Below are 24,899 nucleotides of genomic sequence, written 5' to 3' on the forward strand. Positions count from 1 at the left end.
GCGCGCCCCCGGTGGCAGCCGCCACCGGGGGCGCATCCGTCGGCGGTTCAGCCGTTCAGCCGCCGGTACCGGGCGACCGAGAGCGGCAGGAACACGACGACCAGTGCGATCGGCCAGACCACGGCCAACCACAGGTAGTGCTGTGCCGCCCAGGAGTCACCTCCCCAGCCCGGATTGCCGAACAGCTCGCGGGTGGCGCCGACGGTCGCCGACAACGGGTTCCACGCGGCGACCGCGCCGAGCCAAGCCGGCATGGTCGCCGGTGCGACGAACGCGTTGGAGAGGAAGCCGAGGGGGAACTCCAGGGTCTGCACGGCGACGACTGCCGTCTGGCCGCGCGTGACCAGGCCGAGGAAGATGCCGACCCAGACCAGGGCGAACCGCAACAGCAGGATCAATCCCACCGCGCCCAGTGTGGCACCGGGCCCGCCGTGCGCCCGCCAACCGACAGCAAGGCCCGTGACCAGCAGAACCGCGAGGGTGACCAGGGCGAACAGCAGGTCGGTCACCGCTCGGGCGACCAGCGGGGCGAGTGGCGCGACCGGCATCGAGCGAAGCCGGTCGGTCACCCCACGCTCCAGGTCCTCGGCGACCGCGATCGTGGTGAGGCTGATGCCGAACACCATGGTCATCACGAACATGCCGGGCATCAGGAACTCCCGGTAGCTGCCTCCGCCGGGCACCTCCATCGCCCCGCCGAACAGGTAGGCGAACATCAGGACGATCAGGATGTTGAAGCCGAGTGAGGCGACCAGGGGCCCGGGGTCACGTCGCCACCGGGCCAGGCCCCGCCAGACGAGGGTGCCGCTGTCGGCCAGCGGAGCGGGCCGGCCCGGCGTCAGGTCGACCGTCGAGGGCAGGGCCGTGGCGCTCACGCGACCACCTCCGAGTTGGCCCGGTGGCCGGTGACGTGCAGGAACACGTCGTCCAGGGTGGGACGACGGAGGGCCACGTCGGCCACCGTGACCTGCGCGGCGTCGAGCGCCCGCAGCACCTCGACGAGCGCACCGGCGCGGTGCCCGACGCCGACGCTCACCGCGCGCCGCTCCACGTCGACGGTTGGTTCGTCGTCGACGACCCGACGCATCTGCGCGGCGGCGACGGCGAGGTCGGCGGTCTCCCCCACGACCAGCTCGATCCGGTCGCCGCCGAGCCGTGCCTTCAGCTCGTCCGGGGTGCCTTCGGCGATGACGCGACCGGCCTCGACCACTGAGATCCGGTCGGCGAGTTGGTCGGCCTCGTCCAACTGCTGGGTGGTGAGCAGCACTGTCGTGCCCGCCCGGACCAGCTCCCTGATCGACTCCCACACCTCGTTGCGACCGCGCGGGTCCAGCCCGGTGGTGGGTTCGTCGAGGAAAAGCACGGCCGGGGCCAGGACCATGCCGGCAGCCAGGTCCAGCCGGCGGCGCATGCCCCCGGAGTACGTGCGGACCGGTCGCTCACCGACGTCGGCGAGACCGAACCGCTCCAGCAACTCGGCCGCCCGCCGCTGGGCCCGGCGGCGCCCCAGGTGGAACAGCCGGCCGAAGAGCAACAGGTTCTGCCGCCCACTGAGCGCCTCGTCGAGCGCGGGGTGCTGCCCCACCAGGCCGATCCGATAGCGCACCTCTTCGGGCTGGCGGGTCACGTCGAACCCGGCGACCTCGGCGCGGCCCCCGTCCGGCCGCAGCAGGGTGGACAGGATCCGCACCGACGTGGTCTTGCCGGCCCCGTTGGGGCCGAGCAGACCACACACCGTGCCGGTGTCCACCCGGAGGTCGAAGCCGTCGAGGGCGAACCGCTCCCGATACCGCTTGCGCAGCCCCTCCGCGGCTATCGCCGCACCGTTCGTTGTCACGCCTGTCCCCTTCCCGTGGCCCCAACCTTCGAGCTCACCGTACAACATACGGTAGGACGTACGGGAACAGTGGATCGACTAGCGTCGGTGGCATGACGATCTCGTTGGACGGCCGGCGGTTCGCCGCGCTCACGGATGTGGTGGCCGGCGAGGTGGGCACCGAGACGGTCTTCACGTACCACGAGCGGGCCGGTGAGGTGTGGGCCGAGTATGCGGGCGGGTCCATCCGACGCGGCTACCTCGTCGGCACCCGTGAGGGCGACCGGTTGGAGTTCCGCTACGTCCAACTCAACGCCGAGGGGCAGACATCCTCCGGGCGCTGCGTGACCGAGGTGGGCGCGTTGGCCGACGGCCGCCTGGAGCTGCGCGAGAGGTGGACCTGGGAGTCCCGGCCGGGCAGCGGCACCAGCGTGGTGCGGGAGCTCCCCTAGATCGGGTCGACGGGATCCATCTGGCCGGCGACACCGACGTTGAGCGGGTCGGCCAGCAACTTGTCGAACGCCAACTCGGCAGCGCCGATCAGGACGGCGTCGCGGCCCAGTGCCGCCGCACGCAACCGCAGGTACTCGCGGGAGGCGGGCAGTGGCATGGTGTCCAGCCGCTCACGGACCACGTCCGCGCCGGCGGTGAAGATGTCGCGAAGCGACCCACCGAACACCACAGCGTCCGGGTTGACCACGTTGACCAGGTTGGCCACACCGAAGCCGAGCCAGTCGGCGACCTGCGCGACCGCCGCGCTGGCGGTCCGGTCGCCGTCCGCCGCCGCGCGCAGCACCTCGGCCACCGCCGCCCGGTCGCTCGGGTTCCGACCGGCGTGCCGCAGCAGGGCGGCTTCGGAGATCTCGGTCTCCCAGCAGCCACGTGACCCGCAGCCACAGGGCAGACCGTTCGGGTTGACGACCATGTGGCCGACCTTGCCGCTGTGGCCCCGGTGGCCGATCACCAGCCGACCACCGACGATGATGCCGGCGCTGATACCGAGGTCGCCGTGCAGGTAGATGACGTCGTCGATGCCCGTCGCCACACCCCGGACCTGCTCGGCCAGGGCGGCGATGTCAGCCAGGTCGCCAGTCACGAAACCTGGGCCGGCGCTGAACTCCGCCTCCAGGGCGACACCGAGCGTCTCGTCGACGCCGGCGATCCGGATCCTGCCGTCCGGCTCGCGGGTGGTGTCGGTGACCGCGACCGCCCCACCGACCAGCAGCGCGTCGGGGGCCACGGATCGTTCCATGTCACGGACCAGGTCGGCGAGGGGCCGGACGGCGTCGATCGCCGACGTCCCGCTCAGTCGCGGGATCTCCCGCAGGTCCAGGATCTGCCCACCGAGACCGACCCGAGCGGCGCGTAACCGGTCCGCGTCGATGCTCAGGGCGTGCGCGTAGACCCGGTCGGAGCGGGGACTGACCACCAGCGAGGGCCGCCCGGCGCGGCGCACGCTCGCCGGCGCCCCCTCGGTGACCAGTCCGCCGGCCACGAGATCGGCGGCGAGGGCGCCGATGGTGCTGCGGTTGAGGCCGAGTTGGCTGGTCAGTTCGGCCCGGGACGTCGGACCGTGCAGGTGGACGTAGCGCAGGACGGCGCCGAGGTTCTGCCGCCGGATCTCCTCCTGGCTCGCGCCAGGGACCGCCGGAAGCGGGGATTCGGTGGTACGACCGACGCCGGTTGGCCTGGCCCGGACTGGTGCCGCCACGGTCAGACCTCCTTCCGGGTCGAAGCCGATGGGCGCGGAGGTGCGGAGACGACGATGGGTCCCGGTAGTGGAGACCCGGGACCCATCGGCGTTGCTGCCTACCGTGCGGTGATTACTTGGTGAGCGGCGCGAGCTTCGGGTCGTTGGCGTAGGCCTCAGCCGCGTTCGCCTTGGTGACGGCGACCGGCGGGAGCAGGAACGTGTCGACGACCTTGCTGCCGTTGTTGTAGGACTTGGTGTCGTTCACCTGCGGGGCGTTACCGGCCTGGAGAGCCTTGACCATGTTGATGGTCTCCTTCACCAGGTTGCGGGTGTCCTTGTTGATCGTCATGTACTGCTCGCCCTTGACGATCGACTTGACCGACTCGACCTCGGAGTCCTGACCGGTGACCACCGGGGTCGGCTTGCCAGCGCCCTTGACCGAGGTCAGGATCGCGCGGGCCAGGGTGTCGTTCGGGGAGAGGACGCCGTCCAGCTCCTTGCTGCCGTAGGTCGAGGTCAGCAGCTGGTCCATGCGGGCCTGCGCACCCTCGGCCTTCCAGCCCTGGATGGCGGTCTGCTTGACGTCCTTCTGGCCCGAGGCGACGACGACGTTGCCCTTGTCGATCTCCGGCTTGAGCACGTCCATCGCGCCGTTGAAGAAGACACCGGCGTTGTTGTCGTCCGGCGAGCCGGAGAACAGCTCGATGTTGTACGGGCCGTTCGGCTTCTTGGCCTTCATGCCGTCCAGCAGGGCCTGGCCCTGGAGCTGGCCGACCTTGAAGTTGTCGAACGCGACGTAGTAGTCGAGGTCCGGCGTGTTGGTGATGAGGCGGTCGTACGCGATCACCTTGGCACCGGCGGCGTGCGCCGCGGCGACCTGGGTCGACAGCTGCGCGGCGTCGGTCGCGCCGATGACGATGACCTTGGCGCCCTTGGTGGTCATGGCGGTGATCTGGGCCTGCTGGTCGGCGACCGTGGTCGACGCGCCGGCGTACTGCACGTCAGCCTGGAAACCGGCCTCCTTGAGGCCGTTGGTGAACAGGTCACCGGCGAGGACCCAGTTCTCCGAGGTCTTGGCCGGGAGGGCCACACCGATCAGCGAGTTCGCAGCGAAGCCCTTGGCGTCGCCCTTCGAACCCGAGTCGTCGCCGTCGCGGCCGGAGCCGCAGCCCGCGAGGGCCAGCATGGCGGCGGCGCTGACCGCGACCACCGACGTGCCAAAGAATTTACGCATGGTGAGGACTTGCCTTTCTTGATGTGAGACGGGTGGAGAGGTCGGTGGCCGTCAGCCGGACACCGCTGCCTTGGCGGGCTCGCGCTCCGCGTCCGGCGGTGATGCGGGTGGGGCGGAGTCCTCGCGGCGGAACGGCCGCATCAGGCTCCCGATGATGGAGAAGCGCCCCTGGCTCTTGTTGTAGACGTCGATCGCGACGGCGAGCAGCAGGACCAGGCCCTTGATGATCTGAACCCGGTCGGTGCCGACGCCCATCAGCTGGAGGCCGTTGTTGAGCACGGCCATGACCAGACCACCGACGATCGAGCCGCTGATGGTGCCGATACCACCGGAGACGGCCGCGCCACCGATGAAGACAGCGGCGATGGCGTCCAGCTCCCAGCCGTTGCCGTCCTGCGGGCCGGAGGCCGCCGAACGGGCCACGAAGATCATGCCGGCCAGCGCGGCCAGGACGGACATGTTCATCATGACGAAGAAGTTGACCCGCTTGAGCTTCACGCCGGACAGCTCGGCCGCCCGGGAGTTGCCGCCCACCGCGTAGATGTGCCGGCCACCGGCCGTGTTGCGGGTGTAGAAGGAGTACGCGATCACGAGGAGCACCAGGATGATGCCGGAGATCGGGAAGCTGGTGCCGACGCGACCACTGGCGAAGCGCAGCGCCGCGAAGGCGATCACCCCGACCATGACGGCCATCCGCAGGATCGAGATCCACATGGGCGCCGGGTCGGCGTCCATCGCCCGACGGGTCTTCCGGGCCTGGAGCTCCCGCCACACCACGGCTACCGCCGCGGCCAGGCCGAGCAGCAGCGTCGCGTTGTTGTAGCCGGTGTTCGGACCGAACTCGGGCAGGAAGCCGGAGCCGATCTCCCGGAAGCCCTCCGGCACCGGGATCGTGTTGGCGTTACCGATGAACTGGTTGCCACCACGGAACAGCAGCATGCCGGCCAGGGTCACGATGAACGCCGGCACCCCGATGTACGCCACCCAGAAGCCCTGCCAGGCGCCGATGATCGCGCCGATCGCGAGGCCGAACAGGATGGCGACGGGCCAGGGCAGCGACCATTCGGCCATCGACTTGGCCACCAGGATGCCCGCGAAGGCGGCGACCGAGCCGACCGAGAGGTCGATGTGCCCGGCCACGATCACCATGAGCATGCCGATGGCCAGGATCAGGATGTACGAGTTCTGCTGGAACAGTGCGATCAGGTTGTCCGATCGCAGCGTCAGGCCGTCCGTCAGGATCTGGAACAGGACGACGATCGCCACGAGGGTGAAGATCATCCCGAACTGACGGGCGTTGGAGGTCGTGCCTCCGAACAGGTTCTTCTGAAGGTCCTTGATACGGCTCATCGGGTGGCCAACTTCTTCGTCGAGGTCATCTGCTTCATGAGGGTCTCCGGGTTCGCGTCCGCCCGGGCGATCTCGCCCGTGATGGCGCCCTCGAACACGGTGTAGATGCGGTCGCAGAGCCCGATCAGCTCAGGCAGCTCCGAGGAGATGACGACGACGCCCTTCCCCTGGTCGGCGAGCCGCTGGATGATGCCGTAGATCTCGTACTTGGCGCCCACGTCGATGCCGCGGGTCGGCTCGTCGAGGATCAGCAGGTCCGGGTCGGTGAACATCCACTTGGCCAGGACGACCTTCTGCTGGTTGCCACCGGAAAGCTTCGAGACACCCTCGTCGACCGTGGGGGCCTTGGTCCGCAGCTCCTTGCGGTACGACTCGGCCGCCTGGTACTCCTCGACCTCGTTCAGCACGCCGTGGTGCGAGATCTTGGACAGCTTGGCGGCCACCGTCGACGTCTTGATGTCGTCGAGCAGGTTGAGGCCGATCGCCTTGCGGTCCTCGCTGACGTACGCGAGCCCGTTGTCGATGGCGTCCGCCACCGACTTCAGGACGATCTCCTTGCCATCCTTGATGATCGTGCCCGACTCGTACACCCCGTAGGAGCGACCGAAGACACTCATCGCGAGTTCGGTGCGGCCCGCGCCCATCAGACCGGCGAAGCCGACGATCTCGCCGCGGCGCACCACGAAGCTCTCGTTCTTGCAGACCTGGCGCTCGGCGGAGATCGGGTGCCGGACGTTCCAGTTGCGCACCTCGAAGAAGACGTCGCCGATCTTCGGGGTGTGGTCCGGGAACCGGCTGCTCAGCTCGCGACCGACCATGCCCCGCACGATCCGGTCCTCGTCGACCCCGTCCGCCTTGACGTCGAGGGTCTCCACGGTCCGGCCGTCGCGCAGGATGGTGATCTGGTCGGCGATCGCCTCGATCTCGTTCAGCTTGTGCGAGATCATGATCGAGGTGATGCCGCGGGAGCGGAAGCCGCGCAGCAGGTCCAGCAGGTGCCGGGAGTCGGCCTCGTTCAGCGCCGCGGTCGGCTCGTCCAGGATGAGCAGCTTCACGTCCTTGGCGAACGCCTTGGCGATCTCCACGAGCTGCTGCTTGCCGACGCCGATGTCCTTGACCAGGGTGTCCGGGTCCTCCTCCAGACCGACCCGGGCCATCAGGTCCAGCGCCATCCGGTTCGCGGCCTTCCAGTCGATCGCGCCCCGCTTGCGCGGTTCGTTGCCGAGGAAGATGTTCTCGGCGATCGACATCCCCGGAATGAGCGCGAGCTCCTGGTGAATGATCACGATGCCGGCGTTCTCGCTGGCCCGGATGTCGGAGAACTTGCTCTCCGACCCCTGGTAGACGATCTTGCCGTCGTAGCTGCCGTGTGGGTAGACCCCGCTGAGCACCTTCATCAGCGTGGACTTGCCCGCACCGTTCTCGCCGCAGATGGCATGGATCTCGCCGGCGCGAACCACCAGGTTGACGTCGGAGAGGGCCTTGACTCCGGGGAACTCCTTGGTGATGGAGCGCATCTCAAGGAGGATCGGCACGTCGCTCATAGCTCGTACCACCTCGCCAACGTCATCGGTTGCCTCCGGAAGGTTGAACCTTCACTTGGTTTTGTTGTTGACGGCAACGTATTGCGGCCGGAGGGTCATCCGCAAGGCGAGGGCCTGTTGAAAATGTAACAATCCGGCAATATAGACGTAGCGCAGTATTCGCCCGTCACAGCCGCCCCCGCAGCCCCGCAGGGCACCTTCGCGTGCCGGTGGCAACGTTGTCAAATGATAGCGACGCGACAGCCCGACCCCAGCCGCCCTTGACAGGCCCGCTACCAGGCATGATCCGCCGCGCCCGGACGAAAGACGACACAGCCGTCTGTTCACCGCCATCGAGTGATCTTGATCGGGTCACGACGCCGGCACCGCCTCCGGGACGTCACGTCGCCCCTCGGCCCACTGTGTGACCCACGCCTCTACCAGAGAGTCGGATCGACGATGATCGTCTCGACACGGCCGCAACCAGGAGAGGGATCCGCGACCTAACGCCGCTTAAGGCCGATTCGGGGCCGATCCGCACGGTCAGCTCGGACGCAGCACCGCCTTGATCACGCCGTCCTCCCGGCGGTCGAAGCGGCGGTAGAGGTCCGGCGCGTCGGCCAGGGTGCCGTGGTGGGTCACGACAACGCTCGGCCGGGCACGACCGGCGACGACCAGGTCGCGCAGCAGCACTGTGTAGCGGCGGTCGTGGGTGCGGCCGAACCGGACCGCGACTCCCTTGCTGAACAGCGTCCCCCACGGCGCGACGAGGTCTTCGTGGCTGTCCGCGCCGGGGGCGGGATGCAGGTCCTTGTCCGGGTACACGCCGGCCACCCCGATCGCCCCGACCGGGTTGACCAGCCGGGCCGCATCGGCGATGACCTGGTCCGGGCGCTCCCGCTCGGGATGCTCCCGGTCACGAGCCTGGAACCCGACCGCGTCGATCACCTTGTCCACCCCGCCCAGCTTCTCCTCGCCGAGCGGCAACCGGGCCCGGGCCCGGTCGGCACGGATCTGCTCGACCGGGTCACCACGGCGGAAGTCGATCGGCACCGCGCCGATCTCGCCGGCCTTGTCGAGCCGGGCGTCGACTCCGTCGACGCAGTAGACGACGCGGGCACCTCTCAGCAACGCCGAGTAGGCGCCCAGCAGGCCGATGGTGCCCGCACCGAACACGGCCACCGTGTCCCCGGCCTCGACCCCGGCGAGGGTGGCGGCGGCGTGCCACCCGGTGACGAACGCGTCGGCGAGCAGCACGAAGTCGTCCTCGTGCTCGTCCCCCGGCTCGCCGGGCACCGGCACGCAGTTCGCGTCGGCCCACGGCACGCGCAACAGGTCGGCCTGGGCACCCCGGTACGGGCCCATCCCGGCGTAGCCGTACGCCGCGCCCGGCGCCTCGGCCCGGGCCCGTAGGCAGGCCGCCGAGAAACCGCGCGCGCACATCACACACGTGCCGCAGAACAGGTGCGTGGGGATCACCACCCGGCTGCCCGGCCGGACGGTCTGCACCGCGCTGCCCACCTCCTGCACCACTCCCAGCGGCTCGTGACCGAGCACCAGCCCGGAGTCTGCGCCGGTCCGTCCGTCGTACATGTGCAGGTCGGTGCCGCAGAGAGCGGTGGAGGTGATCCGCACGAGCACGTCGGTCTCCGCCTCCAGCGTCGCGTCGGGCACCTCCCGCACGGCGACGGTTCGCACGTCGGCGTAGACGACGGCTCTCATCCCGGCCCTCCTGTTCGGCGACGGATGGCCGGTCTTCCCCCCACTGCGCCGTTCATGCCACCGCGCCGCCGAACCGCGTTCGCGGCGGTGCTAACTTAGGTGTCCTAAGTTTTTTCCTAGGGAAGCAAAGGACCGGCATGCCCCGACAGGGACTGACCAGCGCGCGCGTCTCCGCCGCCGCCGCGGAGCTGGCAGACGAGGTCGGCCTGGCTCGGTTGACCGTCGCGGCCGTCGCTCGACACTTCGGGGTCTCCGACGCCGCTCTGTACGTGCACGTCCGCAGTCGCGACGCGTTGATCGAGCACGTCGCGGTACGGGCGGCGGCCGGGTTCGCCGACGAACTCGCGATCGCCGTGGCCGGTCGCTCGGGCCGCCACGCACTGGAGGCGTTCGCCGACGCCTGGCGCGCGTTCGCTCTCGCCCACCCGGGGCAGTACGCGGCGACCCAGCTTCCGTTGCCGCCCGAGATCGGCACGAGTTCCGTCGGGCACCTGCGCCTGATCGAGCTGAGCTACGCGATGCTGCGCGGCTACGGGCTCGATGAGCCCGCGCTGACCGACGCGATCCGATTCGTCCGCAGCACCCTGCACGGCTTCACGAGTATCGAGACCGTCGACGGGTTCGGGCATCCCCGCCCTCTCGACGCCTCCTGGCACTCTCTTCTCGACGCCGTGCACACCACACTGAACAACTGGCCGACCGGAACCCGGGAGCAGAAGTGAACAGCGACGACCTGACCGTCGAATCCCCCGACGGGACCCGTCTGGTGGTGCGGCGTCTCGGGGCCGGGGATCCCGTCGTACTCGTGCACGGATCGGGTGGCGGGCTGCACTCGTGGGCCGCCGTCGCGGACGATCTCGCTCGGGATCACACGGTGTGGATGCCGGCCCGGCGCGGATACGGCCCCAGCGACGTCCCGCCGGGCACGAAGTCCTTCGCGGACGAGACCGTCGACCTGCTGGCCGTCATCGAGGCAGCACACCGCCCTTCGGGCAAGCCGGTCCATCTCGTCGGGGCGTCCTACGGCGCGACCCTGGCACTGCACACCGCTTCGGCCAACCCCCGCAACCTACGTTCGCTGGCCGTCTTCGAGCCTCCGCTCTACGCCGCCGGAGCAGGGATCACACCGCTGCTCGACAGGTACCGGTCCGCCTTCGAACGCGACGACGCCACGGCGATGGCAGCGGCGTTGAACGACGTGACGCGGGTTCCGGCCGAGATCGTCGCCGCCCTCGCCGCCTCGGCCGGCGATCGGACGCCCGATCCGGTCGAGGCCCGACGCTCGGCGATCGGCTGGCTGCACGACCTCGAAGCCCTCGCCGGGGACGGCACGGACATCGCACGGTGGTCCTCGATCAGTGTGCCGACGCTCCTGCTGGCGGGCGCCGACACGTGGGAGCCGATGCCCACCACTGTTGACGCCCTGGCGGCGGCGATGCCAACGGCGCGTCACATCGTCTGGCCCGGCCAGTCGCACTTCGCGACCATGACGGCACCCAACCTTTTCGCCGACGCGCTGCGGCAGTTCTTCGCGGAGGTCTCGGGATAGCCCGAGCGCGACGCTCAGCGGGCCAACCGGTCGCCCAGTATCGGGACGCCGTCACCGGACAACTCGGCGAGGACGATGGACCGACCGGTCAGCGCGAGCATCACCGCCTCTGCCGCGCCCCGGACCACTCGCCCCTCCCCTGATGCCCAGCCCAGGTCGGTCGCCTCGAACCGCAGGCCGTCGGTGTGACCTCTGCGGACGAAGGAACCGATCGCGCGACGGTGCACCAGGAAGTCCAGCGACGCCCGGAGCCGATCGGGACGCAGGTCGTGCGTCAGACCCAGCGGGCGGCGGATGTCCTGTCCGTGCACCTGGAGGTCGGTGAGCTGACCGAAGAAGCCGACCCGCGGTGCCCGGAACGGCGTCTCGGCGTTCTCGCGCAGCAGCGCCGAGATCTCACCGGCCGGTCGGCGGGCGACCATCCCGGCCAGCCGGGCGTTGGCGTCGTGCAGATTGAAGCGGCTCCGCAGCAGGAGCGGTAGGAACCAGCGGCGACGAGCGGCGAAGGGGGCGACGAGATGAGCGGCCACCTGCCGGACGGTCCATGCGCCGCACAGACTCGGGACGCCCAGTTGCTCGGGCGTCAGCGCGTCGATCAGGTCAGCGGCCCGCCGCCGTTCGTCGCTGATCATGACCATGAGGTCGGTGGGTGTGGGATCTGGCGGGCCGGCGGACGGTGTGGTCATCGGAGTCCTCCCCGTTAGGACAGTGAACTCGGCCAGTATGCCGACCGCGTCCGTCCGAGACTGCCCCCTCGCGTCCGGCTCACGACCCGGCAGCGGCCCTTGCCGACGAGCCCGCCCTCGCCGGTGCGGAGACTGGGCCGCACCGGCGAAGGGCCGGGTCTACTCGGACGCCTGGGCGCTCTGCTGCCGGAACTGGTCGACCGGCAGGCCGCCACGACCCCAGTTCTCGGTCGCGACTTCGTCGATCACCACGAAGGTCGACGTCAACGGCTTGTTCAGGACGTCGCGCAGCAACTCGCTCACGCCCTTGATCAGGGCGGCCTTCTCCTCGGCGGTCGCCGCGGACGTGCCGGGTGTGCTGCCCTCGCGGGTGATCTGAATGGTGACGATCGGCATCGTCTGCTCCTCTCCGGGATCGGGTCAGGTCAGTGGCCGGCGTTCTGGCCACCGTCGACGTGCAGGATCTCGCCGGTGACGAACGGGGCGGACTCGAGGTAGACGACGGCCTCGACCACGTCACTGGTCTCGCCCATCCGGCCGACCGGGTGCAGGCCCGCGAGCGTCTCGTGCGTCTCGACCGGGTGCATCGGGGTCTTGATGACGCCGGGCGCGACGGCGTTGACCCGCACACCGCGACCCGCGTACTCGATGGCCAGGGACTTGGTGGCCGAGCTGAGGCCGCCCTTGGTCAACGACGCGAGCACCGACGGAACGTTCGAGTTGGGCTGGTCGACGAAGCTGGTCGTGATGCTGACGATGTGACCGGCGCCACTGGTCAGCAGGTGCGGCATGACGCGCCGGGTGAGGTGGAAGAACCCGGCGAGGTTGATCCCGGTCACCTGGTCGAAATCCTCGTCGGTGTAGTCGGTGAACGGCTTGGCGACGAAGACGCCCGCGTTGTTCACCAGGGTGTCGATGCGCCCGAAACGGTCGAGGGCGGCGTCCACGACCCGTTGCGCCGTGTCGGCGTCGGCGATGTCGCCCTGGACTGTGACGACCTGCGGGTCGTCGGACGCGCCGATCGAGCGCGACGTGGCGACCACGCCGTAGCCGAGCTTGCGGTAAGCGTCCACGAGGCCGGCGCCGATGCCCTGGGACGCACCGGTGACCACGACGACCTTCTGTACCTGACTGGTGTTCATGGGAACCCTTCCTGACTGGCCGAAGCCCTGGGGGCCGGACCGGGAGGCCCAACCGGATGACCACTAGACGACTGGTCTACTAAAAGCTAGCCGACCGGTCGTGTATCGTCAAAGCATGGGACGGACCAGTGACGCGCGGAACAAGATCCTCGACGCTGCCGCCACGCTGATCGAGCAGCGCGGCTACTCGGCCCTGGGCGTGGCCGAGATCTGTGCGACGGCCGGCGTACCGAAGGGCAGCTTCTACTACTTCTTCGAATCCAAGCAGGCCCTCGCCCGCGTCGTCATCGACGAGCACTGGGTCGCCCAGCGTCGCCAGTGGGAGCAACTGCTCGGCGCAGAGCACGACCCGCTACGGCGGCTGCGGGACCTGTTCGTGGCGACCGAGGAGATCCAGCGCGTCGGCCAACAGAACTCCGGAGTCGTCGCAGGCTGCCTGTTCGGCAACCTCGCCCTCGAACTCAGCAACCAGGCCGAGGAGATCCGCGGTCGGCTCCAGGAGATCTTCGAGGAGCAGATCGCCCTCATCGAGCAGGTCGTCGTCGAGGCGAAGGAGCACGGCCTGGCCGGCCCGTCGGTCGACGTCCGGGAGGCCGCCCGCTCCATCGTGGCCCAGATCGAGGGACGGGTCCTGCTCGCGAAGCTGCTCAACGATCCGACCCAGCTGGAAACGCTGTGGCGCAACTGCCTGGATCTTCTCCAGGTGCCGGCGGAGGCACGGACCACGATCGACTGAGTGGGCGGACAGCGCTGACCGATCAGGCCGACACACCGACCGGGCCACTCAGTAACATCGGCGAGGCACGATATCCAGGCGGACCCTCACCGACCCGATCGGGCACCCGACATGACGACCGAGCAGACCACGACTCCCCCGCGCACCGGCGTCGGCATCGCCACCAACGGGCTGGGCCAGAGCGTCCGAGGCGGTCGTCAGATCCTGGACGACGTCTCGCTGGCCATCGCGCCGGGCGAACTGGTCGCGATCATCGGTGCCAGCGGCGCCGGTAAGACCACACTGCTGGAGCTGCTCGGGGGCGTACGGCGACCGACGGCGGGCACCGTGACGTACGACGGCACCGCGGACCCGGGCGCCATCGGTTTCGTCCCGCAGGACGACATCATCCACCGGGAGCTGCCCCTGGCCCGCACCCTGCGGTACGCCGCCCGACTGCGCCTCCCCTCCGGGACCGGGACGGCCGAGGTCGGCGACCGGGTCGCCGAGGTGCTCGCCGAGCTGCGACTCAGCGAACGGGCCGACACACCGGTGGGCCTGCTCAGCGGCGGTGAACGCAAACGCGCCAGCATCGCTGTCGAGTTGCTCACCCGGCCCGGCGTGTTCCTCCTCGACGAGCCCACCTCCGGGCTGGACCCGGCGATCGCGGTGGAGCTGCTCCAGGTGCTCCGCACCCTCGCCGACGCGGGGACGACGGTAGTGCTCACCACCCACCAGATCACCGACGTGGACCACTGCGACCGGGTGGTCGTGCTGACCCGAGACGGCCGCCTGGCGTTCAGCGGCACCCCGGCCGCAGCCCGGGAGTTCTTCGGCCTGCGGTCCCTCGTCGAGGTGCACCTCCGTCTCGACGAGGCGACGCACCCCACCCAGTGGCCTGACCGTTTCGCCGAGCAGCGGCGCGACGCCGAATCAGCAGCCCGTCCCACCCACGCTGGTGACAGCGCCGCGCCGGTGCCCGTCGGCCGGCTGCGTCAGTGGTCCGTCCTCACCGCACGGAACGCGGAGATCGTCGCCCGCAACCGGCTGACGCTGGCGATCCTGCTCGGCTCGCCGCTGATGGTGCTCGGCATGTTCGCGCTGCTCTTCCGTCCGGGAGCGTTCGAGCCGAGCCGGCCGAGCCCCACCGTGACGGTGATGATCCTGTTCTGGATCGCGTTCGGCGGCTTCTTCTTCGGGCTGACCTACGGGCTGCTCCAGATCTGCACCGAGCTACCGATCCTGCGTCGGGAGCGGCTGGCGGGTGTCCGGCTGGTGCCGTACCTGATGGGGAAGGTCGCGGTGCTGCTGCCGCTGCTGGCCCTGGTGGACCTGGCCCTGCTCGGGGTGTTGCGCGGCATCGACCGGCTGCCACCTGTCGACGGCCCCGACTTCGCCGCCCTGTACGCGACCCTGCTGCTCTCCTCGACGGCCGCGCTCGCCCTCGGTCTGCTGTGCTCCGCGGCCGTGTCCGACGCGGCACAGGCCACGCTCATGCTGCCGATGCTGTGCTTCCCGCAGGTGCTGTTCGTCGGCGCGATCCTGCCGGTGCCGGCCATGGCGGTCGGCGGGCAGTGGCTCAGCTTCGCGATGTCGAACCGGTGGGCGTTCGAGGCCCTGGGGCACACCGCGGGGGTGGAGCGACTCTGGCGGGACGGCGGCTCCCCGCTCGGCCCGCCGCTGCTCGCCACGTACGGCGACAGCTTCTCCCGGCCGGTGTGGGTGAACTGGCTGGTGCTCGGTGGCTTCGTGGTGCTCTTCCTGAGCGCCACCTGGGCGGTGCTGGCACGAAGGGACTCCCGTGGCAACCCGTGAGCCGGCAGCGCCCACCTCGCCGACGGCGTGGCCCGGATACGCCGCCACGAGCCGCATCGACGACCTGCGGGCCACCGAGTACCACCACCTGGACCGGAACGGGCAGGTGTACCTCGACTACGCCGGGGCGGGGGTGGCCGCACAGGCCCAGGTACGCGAGCATCACGATCGGCTGCTCGCCGGCCTGTACGGCAACCCGCACTCGGAGAATCCCACCAGCAGCGCGGCGGGTTCGCTGGTGGAGTCGGCCCGACGCGCGGTGCTCGACTTCTTCCACGCGGATCCGGCCGAGTACACGGTCGTCTTCACCCCGAACGCCAGCGGCGCCTGCCGGCTGGTCGGCGAGGCGTACGACTTCCGTCGGGGCGCGTGGCTGGTGCTGACCTGGGACAACCACAACTCGGTCAACGGTGTCCGCGAGTACGCCCGGGCGGCCGGCGCGACCACGCGCTACGTACCGCTGAGCGGGCCGGACCTGCGGGTCGCGGAGTCTGACCTGGTCGCGGTGCTCGATGCCGGCCGGGGCAGCCTGGTCGGCCGACGGGGTCGGGCCGGTGGTCGGGGTCTGTTCGCCTATCCGGCGCAGAGCAACTTCTCCGGCGTGCAGCACCCGCTGGGCTGGGTGGAGGTGGCGCACCAGCGCGGGTACGACGTGCTGCTCGACGCCGCCGCGTTCGCGCCGACGAACCGGTTGGACCTCAGCGTGGTCAAGCCTGATTTCGTGTGCCTGAGCTGGTACAAGCTCTTCGGTTACCCCACCGGGGTCGGCGCGCTGCTGGCCCGCCGCGACGCCCTTGCCCGGCTGCGCCGGCCGTGGTTCGCCGGCGGCACCATCCGCGCGGTCAGCGTGCAGGGCGACTGGCACCGGTCGACGGACGACGAGTCGGCGTTCGAGGACGGCACACTCAACTTCCTGAGCATCCCGGACGTGGAGTTTGGGTTGCGGTGGCTCGACTCGATCGGCGTCGACCTCGTCCACACCCGCGTCGCCCTGCTCACCGAGTGGTTGCTGGAACGGCTGACCACGCTGCGGCACGACACCGGCGGGCCCCTGGTGCAGGTGTACGGGCCGACGACGGGTGCGGGGCGCGGCGGGACTGTGGCGTTCAACCTCCGCCACCCGGACGGCACCCTGGTCGACGAACGGCTCGTCGCACGGGAGTCCGCGGCAGCCGGGTTCTCGCTGCGTACCGGCTGTTTCTGCAATCCGGGCGCGGGTGAGGGCGCGTTCGGGATCAGGAGGGAGTCGGTGCGGCAGCGGCTGTTGGCGCGGGTCGACACGATCGACCAGTATCTCGACGCGTTGCGGCTACCGACGGGCGGCGCGGTACGCGTCTCGTTCGGGCTGGCGTCGACCGCGACCGACGCGGAGCGTCTCGTCGCCTTCGTGCAGTCGACGTACCTGAACCGTGACGTCGGGGTGGGGTCACCTCTGCCACCCCGACTGCGCTGCTGACGGCAGCGCGGGCCAGCGCGGCCCTAGCTGACCTGGGCCACCGGGGCCGGGCGGTGCTTGATCTCCTCCATGAACGGGAACCGGGCGGTCAGCTCGGTGAACGCCAGCCCGGCCCGCCAGGCCGCGGCCACCTGGGCGACCTGCAACAGGTCCATGACGTCGCCGCGCGCGAGGACCTCGCCGGAGACCCGCAGGTCGATCATGAAGTATCGGGCCTGCGAGCCCAGCTTGACGCAGACCACGCCCTGGTCGGAGTGCAGTTCGGCGCAGTTGAACCGGCTGCGCCCCTGGTCGGGGGCGCTCACCCGGCCGATGTCGAGCCCGTGGCGGGTGGCGGTCTCGACGAGCGCGGGGGCCAGACCACCGTGCTCGACCAGGTCCGGGTAGAGGCGCACACCCAGCGCCGTCGACGCGTCGCTCATGACTGACTCCCACTTCCTTGTGACAGAGACCAGCAGCGCGCAGGTTACGAGGAGGTTTCCCACACGCCTCGCCATCCTGTCCCGGTTGGACGCCCCACGGCAATAGGAAGGGTCGATTCGACCGCCATCGAGTAACGGTCGGGGTTCCCGACCTCCGTCGATGGGCTACCGCCGTCCACCTCGGAGACATCGACGAGCCTCGCGCCCTCGTCGCACTCCGACATCCCGCCGCTCACTGGCCAGCATCGGGCGGTAACGGACGGTTGTCATATTGGAAACACTCTTGACAGAAAGGACTCGACATCGACATGCTTCAGTTTGGAGAGCGCTCTCCGCCTCTTCGTCACGACGCCTCCATCACCCCACGCTGAGGAGCCTCCCGTGTTCACAGCCCGCCCCAGACTCCGCTTCCGACCATTCGTACTCGCGGCAGCCGCGCTGGTCACCACCACCGTGGCACTCGTCGTCCCGCCGCAGCCCGATCGGGCCGAGGCCGCCATCGGCCCGATCAGCTGGCAGGACGAGTTCAACTCCCCCGCCGGCACGCCCGTCGACCAGAACAAGTGGCGGTTCGACATCGGCGGCGGCGGCTGGGGCAACAACGAACGGCAGTACTACACGAGCAGCACCAGCAACGCCGTCCACGACGGCCAGGGCAACCTGGTGATCACCGCCCGCCGGGACAACCCCGCCAACTACCAGTGCCACTACGGGCGCTGCGAGTACACGTCGGCCCGACTGCTGTCGGCGGCCACCTTCACGCAGACGTACGGCCGGTTCGAGGCACGCATCAAGATCCCGCGTGGTCAGGGCATCTGGCCGGCGTTCTGGATGCTCGGCACCGGCGGCGGGTGGCCCGACGCGGGCGAGATCGACATCATGGAGAACATCGGCCGGGAGCCCAACACCGTGTACGGCACCGTGCACGGGCCCGGCTACTCCGGCGGCGGCGGCATCACCGGCAGCCGCACCCTGGGCAGCCCTCTCGCCGACGGCTTCCACACCTACCGGGTCGACTGGGAGCCGAACGTCATCACCTGGTACCTGGACGGCGTGCAGTACCACCGGGTCGACCCCGCGCGGCTCGGCGGCAACCGGTGGGTGTTCGACCACCCCTTCTTCATGATCCTCAACGTCGCGGTCGGCGGTAACTGGCCCGGCTACCCGGACGGATCGACGCAGTTCCCGCAGCAGATGCTCGTCGACTACGTCCGGGTGTCCAGCTACACCTCCGGCGGAGGCGACCCCGCCCCCGGCACCAGCCGAATCCGGGGCGCGCAGAGCGGTCGCTGCATCGACATCCCCAGCGCCAACCCGGTCGAGGGCGCCAAGTTGCAGATCTGGGACTGCAACACGAGCGCCGCACAGGCGTGGACCTTCGCCTCCGACGGAACCGTCCGCGCGATGGGCAAGTGCATGGACCCCGCCTGGGCCGGCACCGCCAACGGCACCGAGGTCAACCTGGTCAGTTGCAACGGCAACACGGCGCAGCGCTTCACCCTCAACGGGTCCGGCGACCTGGTCAACCTCAACGCCAACAAGTGCGTGGACGTGCGGGAAGCCAACCCCAACAACGGCGGCAAGCTGCACCTGTGGGACTGCCTGGGCGCGGCCAACCAGAAGTGGTCTCGCATCTGAGGCGCCGGCACCGCGAGTGGGCCGTTCGAGCACAGTCTCGGGCGGCCCACCGCCCTGCGCGGACCGCTCCGCCGCCCGGGTGAATCGCGAGCCAACCCTCGCTCCGGTCCAGCCCACGCCCACTACGTTCGGATCAATCCAGATATCCGGCCGTTCCGGGAGTGAGTTCATGTCGCACCATCTCGACACCCCCCTCGCCGCCCAGGGCGGTCAGCTCTACATCGACGACCTCTTCGTCTTCAACGGCGATCGCGCCACGGTGTTCGTCATGGACGTCAACAGTTCGGTGACCAAGGCTGACATCAAGCGTGGTTTCCACGCCGAGGGCCGGTACGAATTCAAGATCCACGTCAACGGCACGGAGATGGAGGACCTGACCTACCGGTTCGCCTTCGGTGAGCTCGACGGCGACGGCAAGCAGGCCTTCCAGTTGTACGAGCTGACCGGATCGGACGCCCGCGACGACGCCGCGATGGGCACTCCCATCGCCGAGGGACGGACCGGTGAGATGTCGACCGGCACCAACGTCCGGATCTGGGCCGGGCGGATCACCGACCCGTTCTTCGTCGACCTCGACGAACTCGCCACCATCAACGGCGCGGTCAAGGACGGGTCGACTGTGGACCGTTCGGCGTGGCGCGTCGACCAGGCCAAGAACAGCTTCGCCGGCACGACCGTCGAGTCGATCGTCCTGGAGGTCTCCCACGACGAGCCGCTGCTGCGCGACGGCACCGAGATCGGCGTGTGGTGTCGGACCCTCCTGGCCACCGACGCCGGAGGATGGCGCCAGATCAACCGCGCCGGCCACCCCATGATGTGGCCGATCTTCTGGCCGCACGACACCGACTTCTCGGACCCCGCCAACTTCCGCCACCCCAGTCGCGACCTCGCCGAGGACGGTGAGGAGATCGCCAACGCGGTAGCGGGTGTCGTCGCGGCAAACGGCACCGCACCGGACCCGCAGGCGTACGGCTGGAGCGTCGCCCGGCAGCTCTATCCCGACCTCCTGTCGTACACGGTCGGCACTGCCGCGAACTACGGCTTCGCGATCCGCAACGGACGCGCCCTGGCCGACAACGCGCCCGAGGTGATGTTCTCGCTGGTCCTCAACACCGGCACCACCTCGGGCCTCACCCCGGAGGTCACCAAGGCCGCCCGCGCGAGCAGCTTCCCCTACGTCGTGCCGGCCTGAGGGTCCGCAGCGCAGCGGGCCAGGCTCCAGTAGCCGACGCTCGGCCGCATGCCGAGGGCCCGGTCTCTCTGCAGGATCGGCTTGTCGACCCAGTCGCGATCGCTCGCTGTCGTAACGACCGGCGGGCGATCGACTTTTCCCAGCTCACGACTGCCAGACGACCGGGTGATCTACGGGCTGTTTGCCCATTTATGGGCGATTCGCGTAGTTAGTCTTCGAGAGCTCTGTATGGGCGATTCGAGGATAAGGAGATTCGATGCGCAGGAAACTTCTCGCGGGCTTGGCCGGCGTCGCCGCCGTCGTCGCGCTCGCCGGACCGGCCGCCGCGGACACGACTGGCGACACGATCGTGACCCTGACCGTCGACGCCGCCGGCGGTCTGTCGATCACCGTTCCGGCGACGGCGAACATCGGACACGGTGTCGAGGGCTCGACCGTAACCGGGCAGCTCGGCCCGGTCACGGTGCTCGACCAGCGCGGGTCGCTCACCCCCAACTGGACGGCCAGCGTCATCTCCACCGACTTCGTCACCGGCGGCGGCAGCTCGGGAGAGACGATCCCCAACATCAACGTCCTCTACTGGTCGGGTCCCGCGACAGCGACGGCCGGCGGCGGCACCTTCACGCCCGGCCAGCCGACCGCCGCCCAGCAGGTGATCATCAACGTCCCCCGGACGGCGATGACCCACACCGGCGGCACCGGCAACAACTTCGCCAGCTGGAACCCGACCCTGGTGGTGAACGTACCGGTCGGCACCGTCCAGGGTGTCTACACCGGGACGGTGACACATTCGGTGGTCTGACCCGCTCGGCCGGCTGGCGCTGCTGGCCTCGGTCGCCCTCGTGGCGCTCGGGGTTTCGGCGGCGCCAGCCGTCGCCGTGCGGGAGCACCGACAGGAACCCGCCGAGGAAGCCGCGATCAGCATCCGCATGCTCGACATCCCCGCCAGCCGCGTGCAGGATCCCCGCGCCCAGGTCTACATCGTGGATCACCTGAAGCCCGGGACCACGATCAACCGCCGGGTCGAGGTGCTGAACTCCTCCGGCGAGTCGCAGGAGATCGACTTCTACTCCGGGGCGGCGTCGGTGGAGAACAACGCCTTCACCGTGCCGGAGGGGCGCACGGGAAACGAACTCAGTGGATGGATCCGGTTGAAGACCGCCACGATGGTGCTGGACCCAGGCGAGCGACGGCCGGTCGAGGTCGAGATAGCCGTGCCGAAGAAGGCCTCGAAGGGCGAGCGGTACGCCGCGATCTGGGCGCAGGTCACCAGCGCGAAGGAACGCACCGGCAACGTCACCCAGATCCACCGGGTGGGCATCCGGGTCTACCTGGACGTCGGTCCGGGTGGAGAACCACCGACGGACTTCCGCATCGACGGGCTGGCCGCCGAACCCGGGATCGGTGAGTTCCCGGTGGTCACCGCGAAGGTCACCAACACCGGCCAGCGGGCGCTGGACATGACCGGCACCCTGTCGCTGAGCAGGCAGGCGGTCCGGGCCGGTCCGTTCAAGGTGACAAACGGTGTGACGATCCTGCCCGGCCAGAGCGGCCAGGTCCGGATCGAGGTGAACCAGGCGCTCCCCGCAGGGACCTGGGACGTGCAGGCGAAACTCGCCAGCGGCATCGTGGAACGCACCGCGACCGGGACGATCAGCCTGCCCGTCGCCGCGCCGATGACTGTCGCGACGTCCGCCGGGCCGAGTTGGCTGGTCTACACGGTCGGCGCGATCGCCCTGCTGGTGCTGGTCACCCTCGGCGGCTGGTATCTCGTCCGCCGGCAACGGCCCCGGCTCGCCTGAGGTTCCAGCCCGCACGGACTGCCCGGCCGTTCCGCTGCGAAACGGCCGGGCAGCGTCGTCTCCGACGACGGGCTCCTCAGATGACCGAGTGCGTCACGACTGCCACGTAGTCGCCGACCACCACCCCGGACGGGAGCGTCACCAACAGGGTGGGGTTCCAGGTGGCGGAGTTCGGACCGCCGGCCTGGCCGGTCCACTGGGCGGCCGTACGCGGGGTGTTCAACACCGCGCCGGGTTGCGGGACGAAGGTGCCGACGCCGCTGGCGGCGAGGGCGGCCCCGGAGGCGTACGTGATGCTGCTGTTGGGGATGGTCTCCCCGCCCGAGCCGGAACCCGTGGTGAAGCTCGTGCTGGAGACGACGCTGACCCAGTTCCCGGAGAACGGTCCGCGGTCGTCGGTGACGGTCACCGGGCCGAGTTGGCCCGAGACGCCCGTCGTACCCGAGGTGACGGTGCCCAGTGCGGAGATCGCCGGGACGCTGATGGAGAGCCCACCGAGCGGGTTGACGACCAGCTCGACCGGTCGGGTCGCGGACTGGTTGTACGAGTCGGTCACCCGCACGGTGAACGGGAACGTCCCGGACACTGTGGGTGTGCCGGAGAGCAGGCCGGTGGCCGGGTCGAGGGTCAACCCGGTGGGCAGGCTCCCGGCGCTGACCGACCAGGCGAAGGGAGCCGTGCCGCCGGTCACTGTGAGCTGGTGCTGGTACGGGTCGTAGACCCTGCCGGGCGGCGGCGGAGCGAAGGTCAGCGTCGGCGCCGGGTTGACAGTCACCGACGCGGAGGCGGCCGACTGTGGGCCGGTACCGGCGGCGTTGATCGCCGCCACCCGGAAGGTGTAGCTGGCGCCGCCGGTCAGCCCGGTGACGATCTGGGTCGTTGCGGTTCCGGTGAAGGTCTGCGGGGTCTGCGCCACAGCGCCGAGGTAGGGCGTCACTGTGTACCCGGTAATCGGCGACCCGCCGTTGGCCGGGACGGTCCAGCTCAGCCTGGCGGCGGTGGTCCCGGCGGTGACCGAGGTGATCGTCGGGGCGCCGGGCAGGGTGTACGGGACCACAGCCGCCGAGGCCGGGCTGGCCGCGCCGGTGCCGTACGCGTTCACCGCCGCCACCTGGAAGGCGTACGAGGAGCCGGCGGTCAGGCCGGTCAGGGTGCGGCTGGTGGTGGAGGCGTCGAACGTCAGGGTCGGCTGCGTGACGCCGTCCCGGATCGGGGTGATCAGGTAACTGGTGATCGGGCTGCCGTTGCTGGCCGGCGCGATCCAGGTCACTGTGGCGCTGGTGAAGCCCGCGACGGCGGTCGGCGTGGCCGGTGTGCCCGGGGCGGACGCGTAGACGTAGCTCGCCGATCCGGCGGCGCCTCGGGTGACGACCGTGACCGTGACGGTGGCCGGGCCGGACCGGGCGGGCATGGCGGAGATGGCGAGCGTGCCGTTCGCGTTCACCGTGAAGCAGCCGGCGGCCGGGCCGGAGGTGCACGGCACCAGCAGCACCGAGGTGCCGGCCTGCTGTTCGGCGGCCGTACCGATGGTGATCGCTGTCGCGCCGGTGAGGTTGCTGCCGCCGACGGTGACCGGGATGCCGCCGGAGATCGAGCTCTGGCCCGGGGTGACGGTGACGCCGGTCGGTGCGGTCGCCGGCGCGACAGGGGTGGTGCCGGTGGCGAGCCCCGGGTTCGCGTCGATCGACGACGAGGTCGCCACGGTCGCGGTCTGGATCTGCGCCGGGGTCACGCCCGTGCCGGTGACTGTCGCGACGACAGTGATGGGTGGCAGGAAGGTGCCGCCGGGGAACGGGCCGTTGCTGTTGGTGCAGGTGATGGTCTGCCCGGAGGGTGCGCCGCAGACCCAGCCGGACCCGTAGGCGGCGCGCGGCGCGACACCGGTGGGGAGGGTCTGGGTCACCGAGATCGGTGCCGTCTCCGTGGCCCCGGCGTCGACCCCCGCGGTGATCGAGTAGGTGACCGGGTCACCGGGTTGCGTGGAAGCGCCGACCGCGCTGGTCTGCGACACGTTCAGGTCCGGCACCTGGTTGAAGCTGACCGCCCGGGCCTCGTCGACCTCGTGGAAGTCGGTGACCGAGCCGGTGGAGCCCACCCACCCGAAGGCGAGCTGCCGTGGGTAGCCGTTGGCGTTCAGCCAGGTCGGCGACGGGTACAGGCTGGGCGACACCACCGGGAGCGTGCCCTCCAGAAGTCGTGCCTGCCCGCCGACCGGGGTGAATCTGATCCGGTACTGGCCGGCGGGAGTGGTGATGCCGGTGTCGGTGGTGTACGGCGACGAGGTGGTGTTGATGACGACCTCGACCGGCACCACGGAAGCGGCCCGGGTGCTGGCCCGCAACGGGATGGCCGGTGCCGAGGTGCTTCCGGCGGTGCTGTTGAGCGCGCAGTAGCCGACGCCGTTCCGGCCCGGTCCACGGACCACGACCTGGCCGGGGACGCGCCCGTTCGTGGTCGAGATGTACGGCGGGTTCGTGCAGCCGGTGCCCTGGTAGGTGCTGTTGCTGAAGTTGCCGAAGACGTCCAGCCCGACGCCCAGGTAGCCGTTGGAGAGGCCCGGTGACACACCGTTGAACGCCGCCGAGTAGCCCAGCGAGCCGCCCGACGGGCCAAGGGTCGACGGCGACCTCGGGTTGGCCGGGTCGACAGCTGCCAACGCGAAGGCGAGGCCGTCCGCGCCCGGGGCCGTGCCGCCGTACTGGTAGGTGTTGAAGGTGAGGTGCAGGCCCTGTGAGGTGGGCACGCTCACCGCGCTGAACACCCCACCCTGCCGGTTGACGGTGGCGGGGGTGAGGCGCAGTTTGCCCGCGCCCTGCGGATCGGTGGAGGTGGTGCAACTCAGCAGCGGACCGATCGTGGAGTTGCCGGCGGCGCTCAGGCAGGCGGCGTTGGTGGCGGAGACACCGGGCACGGCTGGCACCGCCACGGCACCGATGCCGTTCGCGGTGTTGTTGTGGAATGGCTGGTCGAACAGGACGGAGCCGGCCGCCGACGCCGGAAGTGGTCCGAACGCGAGCACGCCCGCGATCAGGACGACGACCAGCGCACCGGCACTGGCCGGACGACGCCGGCCCCACAGCGACATGCCCACTCCCAGCTTTCACTCCAGTCCCGATTCGGACTATAACCCCCCAAAACACCCAT

22 protein-coding genes are annotated in these 24,899 nt (G+C 69.9%); 10 read left to right on the forward strand and 12 right to left on the reverse strand.

Features of this window, described 5'->3' with window-relative positions:
• Positions 1-47 precede the first annotated feature (47 nt).
• Both FHU34_RS24420 and FHU34_RS24425 read right to left on the reverse strand, forming a co-directional pair.
• Complete coding sequence (locus FHU34_RS24420) at positions 48-875, reverse strand: ABC transporter permease (protein WP_145784440.1); 828 nt, start codon at positions 873-875, stop codon at positions 48-50.
• Positions 872-1,837, reverse strand: a complete 966-nt coding sequence (locus FHU34_RS24425) for an ATP-binding cassette domain-containing protein (RefSeq protein ID WP_145784442.1) — start codon at positions 1,835-1,837, stop codon at positions 872-874. The genes FHU34_RS24420 and FHU34_RS24425 overlap by 4 nt, the downstream gene beginning before the upstream one ends.
• Before the next feature lie 92 nt (positions 1,838-1,929).
• Between FHU34_RS24425 and FHU34_RS24430 the strand changes: the two genes are divergently transcribed.
• Entirely contained in the window at positions 1,930-2,268 is a 339-nt protein-coding gene (locus FHU34_RS24430; RefSeq protein WP_145784444.1) for an avidin-fold protein, read from the forward strand.
• Here FHU34_RS24430 and FHU34_RS24435 read toward each other — a convergent pair.
• The 5 genes from FHU34_RS24435 to FHU34_RS24455 all read right to left on the reverse strand — a co-directional run bounded on the left by FHU34_RS24435 (position 2,265) and on the right by FHU34_RS24455 (position 9,338).
• Positions 2,265-3,527 carry an ROK family transcriptional regulator gene (locus tag FHU34_RS24435; RefSeq protein ID WP_145784446.1) on the reverse strand — a complete coding sequence of 421 codons (1,263 nt, stop codon included), beginning with the start codon at positions 3,525-3,527 and terminating at the stop codon, positions 2,265-2,267. The genes FHU34_RS24430 and FHU34_RS24435 overlap by 4 nt on opposite strands.
• A 112-nt stretch (positions 3,528-3,639) precedes the next feature.
• Complete coding sequence (locus FHU34_RS24440) at positions 3,640-4,743, reverse strand: substrate-binding domain-containing protein (protein ID WP_145784448.1); 1,104 nt, start codon at positions 4,741-4,743, stop codon at positions 3,640-3,642.
• A gap of 51 nt (positions 4,744-4,794) precedes the next feature.
• Complete coding sequence (gene mmsB, locus FHU34_RS24445; protein WP_145784450.1) at positions 4,795-6,093, reverse strand: multiple monosaccharide ABC transporter permease; 1,299 nt, start codon at positions 6,091-6,093, stop codon at positions 4,795-4,797.
• Positions 6,090-7,637, reverse strand: a complete 1,548-nt coding sequence (gene mmsA, locus FHU34_RS24450) for a multiple monosaccharide ABC transporter ATP-binding protein (RefSeq protein WP_145784452.1) — start codon at positions 7,635-7,637, stop codon at positions 6,090-6,092. Before mmsA ends, mmsB begins: the two co-directional genes overlap by 4 nt.
• A 522-nt stretch (positions 7,638-8,159) precedes the next feature.
• Entirely contained in the window at positions 8,160-9,338 is a 1,179-nt protein-coding gene (locus tag FHU34_RS24455; protein ID WP_145784455.1) for a glutathione-independent formaldehyde dehydrogenase, read from the reverse strand.
• Positions 9,339-9,475: 137 nt separating this feature from the next.
• Between FHU34_RS24455 and FHU34_RS24460 the strand changes: the two genes are divergently transcribed.
• Positions 9,476-10,060, forward strand: a complete 585-nt coding sequence (locus tag FHU34_RS24460; protein ID WP_145784457.1) for a TetR/AcrR family transcriptional regulator — start codon at positions 9,476-9,478, stop codon at positions 10,058-10,060.
• Entirely contained in the window at positions 10,057-10,887 is an 831-nt protein-coding gene (locus FHU34_RS24465; protein ID WP_167524897.1) for an alpha/beta fold hydrolase, read from the forward strand. Before FHU34_RS24460 ends, FHU34_RS24465 begins: the two co-directional genes overlap by 4 nt.
• Positions 10,888-10,901: 14 nt before the next feature.
• Here the strand turns inward: FHU34_RS24465 and FHU34_RS24470 are convergent, their stop codons facing one another.
• The 3 genes from FHU34_RS24470 to FHU34_RS24480 all read right to left on the reverse strand — a co-directional run bounded on the left by FHU34_RS24470 (position 10,902) and on the right by FHU34_RS24480 (position 12,715).
• Positions 10,902-11,573, reverse strand: a complete 672-nt coding sequence (locus tag FHU34_RS24470; RefSeq protein ID WP_145784461.1) for a maleylpyruvate isomerase family mycothiol-dependent enzyme — start codon at positions 11,571-11,573, stop codon at positions 10,902-10,904.
• Positions 11,574-11,732: 159 nt separating this feature from the next.
• Entirely contained in the window at positions 11,733-11,969 is a 237-nt protein-coding gene (locus FHU34_RS24475) for a tautomerase family protein (RefSeq protein WP_145784463.1), read from the reverse strand.
• A gap of 29 nt (positions 11,970-11,998) precedes the next feature.
• Positions 11,999-12,715, reverse strand: coding sequence for an SDR family NAD(P)-dependent oxidoreductase (locus FHU34_RS24480; protein ID WP_145784465.1), 717 nt, complete (start codon positions 12,713-12,715; stop codon positions 11,999-12,001).
• A 115-nt stretch (positions 12,716-12,830) separates the two neighbouring features.
• On the opposite strand from FHU34_RS24480, the gene FHU34_RS24485 reads away from it, so the two are divergent.
• The 3 genes from FHU34_RS24485 to FHU34_RS24495 all read left to right on the forward strand — a co-directional run bounded on the left by FHU34_RS24485 (position 12,831) and on the right by FHU34_RS24495 (position 16,701).
• Complete coding sequence (locus FHU34_RS24485; RefSeq protein ID WP_145784467.1) at positions 12,831-13,451, forward strand: TetR/AcrR family transcriptional regulator; 621 nt, start codon at positions 12,831-12,833, stop codon at positions 13,449-13,451.
• A 111-nt stretch (positions 13,452-13,562) separates the two neighbouring features.
• On the forward strand, positions 13,563-15,245 hold the full coding sequence (locus FHU34_RS24490; protein WP_145784469.1) for an ABC transporter ATP-binding protein/permease: 1,683 nt from the start codon (positions 13,563-13,565) through the stop codon (positions 15,243-15,245).
• Positions 15,232-16,701, forward strand: coding sequence for an aminotransferase class V-fold PLP-dependent enzyme (locus FHU34_RS24495; RefSeq protein WP_145784471.1), 1,470 nt, complete (start codon positions 15,232-15,234; stop codon positions 16,699-16,701). The genes FHU34_RS24490 and FHU34_RS24495 overlap by 14 nt, the downstream gene beginning before the upstream one ends.
• A 23-nt stretch (positions 16,702-16,724) precedes the next feature.
• Here FHU34_RS24495 and FHU34_RS24500 read toward each other — a convergent pair whose 3' ends face one another.
• Positions 16,725-17,123 carry a hypothetical protein gene (locus tag FHU34_RS24500; protein WP_145784473.1) on the reverse strand — a complete coding sequence of 133 codons (399 nt, stop codon included), beginning with the start codon at positions 17,121-17,123 and terminating at the stop codon, positions 16,725-16,727.
• Between the two features lie 381 nt (positions 17,124-17,504).
• Between FHU34_RS24500 and FHU34_RS24505 the strand changes: the two genes are divergently transcribed.
• The 4 genes from FHU34_RS24505 (at position 17,505) to FHU34_RS24520 (ending at position 21,755) form a co-directional block, all read left to right on the forward strand.
• A complete protein-coding gene (locus tag FHU34_RS24505; RefSeq protein WP_145784475.1) occupies positions 17,505-18,761 on the forward strand; it encodes a glycoside hydrolase family 16 protein in 1,257 nt (418 codons plus the stop codon).
• Between the two features lie 169 nt (positions 18,762-18,930).
• Positions 18,931-19,953, forward strand: coding sequence for a DUF4331 family protein (locus FHU34_RS24510; protein ID WP_145784477.1), 1,023 nt, complete (start codon positions 18,931-18,933; stop codon positions 19,951-19,953).
• 256 nt (positions 19,954-20,209) lie between these two features.
• Positions 20,210-20,755, forward strand: a complete 546-nt coding sequence (locus tag FHU34_RS24515; protein WP_145784479.1) for a hypothetical protein — start codon at positions 20,210-20,212, stop codon at positions 20,753-20,755.
• A gap of 40 nt (positions 20,756-20,795) precedes the next feature.
• Entirely contained in the window at positions 20,796-21,755 is a 960-nt protein-coding gene (locus tag FHU34_RS24520) for a COG1361 family protein (RefSeq protein ID WP_145784481.1), read from the forward strand.
• Between the two features lie 76 nt (positions 21,756-21,831).
• Here FHU34_RS24520 and FHU34_RS24525 read toward each other — a convergent pair whose 3' ends face one another.
• Positions 21,832-24,840 (reverse strand): fibronectin type III domain-containing protein, encoded by a 3,009-nt coding sequence (locus tag FHU34_RS24525; protein WP_145784483.1) that lies wholly within the window; start codon positions 24,838-24,840, stop codon positions 21,832-21,834.
• Positions 24,841-24,899 lie beyond the last annotated feature (59 nt).

Origin of the sequence: Micromonospora taraxaci, from assembly GCF_007830095.1 — a bacterium.
Taxonomy (GTDB): Bacteria; Actinomycetota; Actinomycetes; order Mycobacteriales; family Micromonosporaceae; genus Micromonospora; species Micromonospora taraxaci.

Coding starts and splice junctions, on each gene's coding strand:
- FHU34_RS24430 (WP_145784444.1), top strand. CDS start 1,930: ATGACGATCTCGTTGGACGGCCGGCGGTTCGCCGCGCTCACGGATGTG.
- FHU34_RS24440 (WP_145784448.1), bottom strand. CDS start 4,743: ATGCGTAAATTCTTTGGCACGTCGGTGGTCGCGGTCAGCGCCGCCGCC.
- mmsB (WP_145784450.1), bottom strand. CDS start 6,093: ATGAGCCGTATCAAGGACCTTCAGAAGAACCTGTTCGGAGGCACGACC.
- mmsA (WP_145784452.1), bottom strand. CDS start 7,637: ATGAGCGACGTGCCGATCCTCCTTGAGATGCGCTCCATCACCAAGGAG.
- FHU34_RS24455 (WP_145784455.1), bottom strand. CDS start 9,338: ATGAGAGCCGTCGTCTACGCCGACGTGCGAACCGTCGCCGTGCGGGAG.
- FHU34_RS24460 (WP_145784457.1), top strand. CDS start 9,476: ATGCCCCGACAGGGACTGACCAGCGCGCGCGTCTCCGCCGCCGCCGCG.
- FHU34_RS24470 (WP_145784461.1), bottom strand. CDS start 11,573: ATGACCACACCGTCCGCCGGCCCGCCAGATCCCACACCCACCGACCTC.
- FHU34_RS24475 (WP_145784463.1), bottom strand. CDS start 11,969: ATGCCGATCGTCACCATTCAGATCACCCGCGAGGGCAGCACACCCGGC.
- FHU34_RS24480 (WP_145784465.1), bottom strand. CDS start 12,715: ATGAACACCAGTCAGGTACAGAAGGTCGTCGTGGTCACCGGTGCGTCC.
- FHU34_RS24485 (WP_145784467.1), top strand. CDS start 12,831: ATGGGACGGACCAGTGACGCGCGGAACAAGATCCTCGACGCTGCCGCC.
- FHU34_RS24490 (WP_145784469.1), top strand. CDS start 13,563: ATGACGACCGAGCAGACCACGACTCCCCCGCGCACCGGCGTCGGCATC.
- FHU34_RS24500 (WP_145784473.1), bottom strand. CDS start 17,123: ATGAGCGACGCGTCGACGGCGCTGGGTGTGCGCCTCTACCCGGACCTG.
- FHU34_RS24510 (WP_145784477.1), top strand. CDS start 18,931: ATGTCGCACCATCTCGACACCCCCCTCGCCGCCCAGGGCGGTCAGCTC.
- FHU34_RS24515 (WP_145784479.1), top strand. CDS start 20,210: ATGCGCAGGAAACTTCTCGCGGGCTTGGCCGGCGTCGCCGCCGTCGTC.
- FHU34_RS24525 (WP_145784483.1), bottom strand. CDS start 24,840: ATGTCGCTGTGGGGCCGGCGTCGTCCGGCCAGTGCCGGTGCGCTGGTC.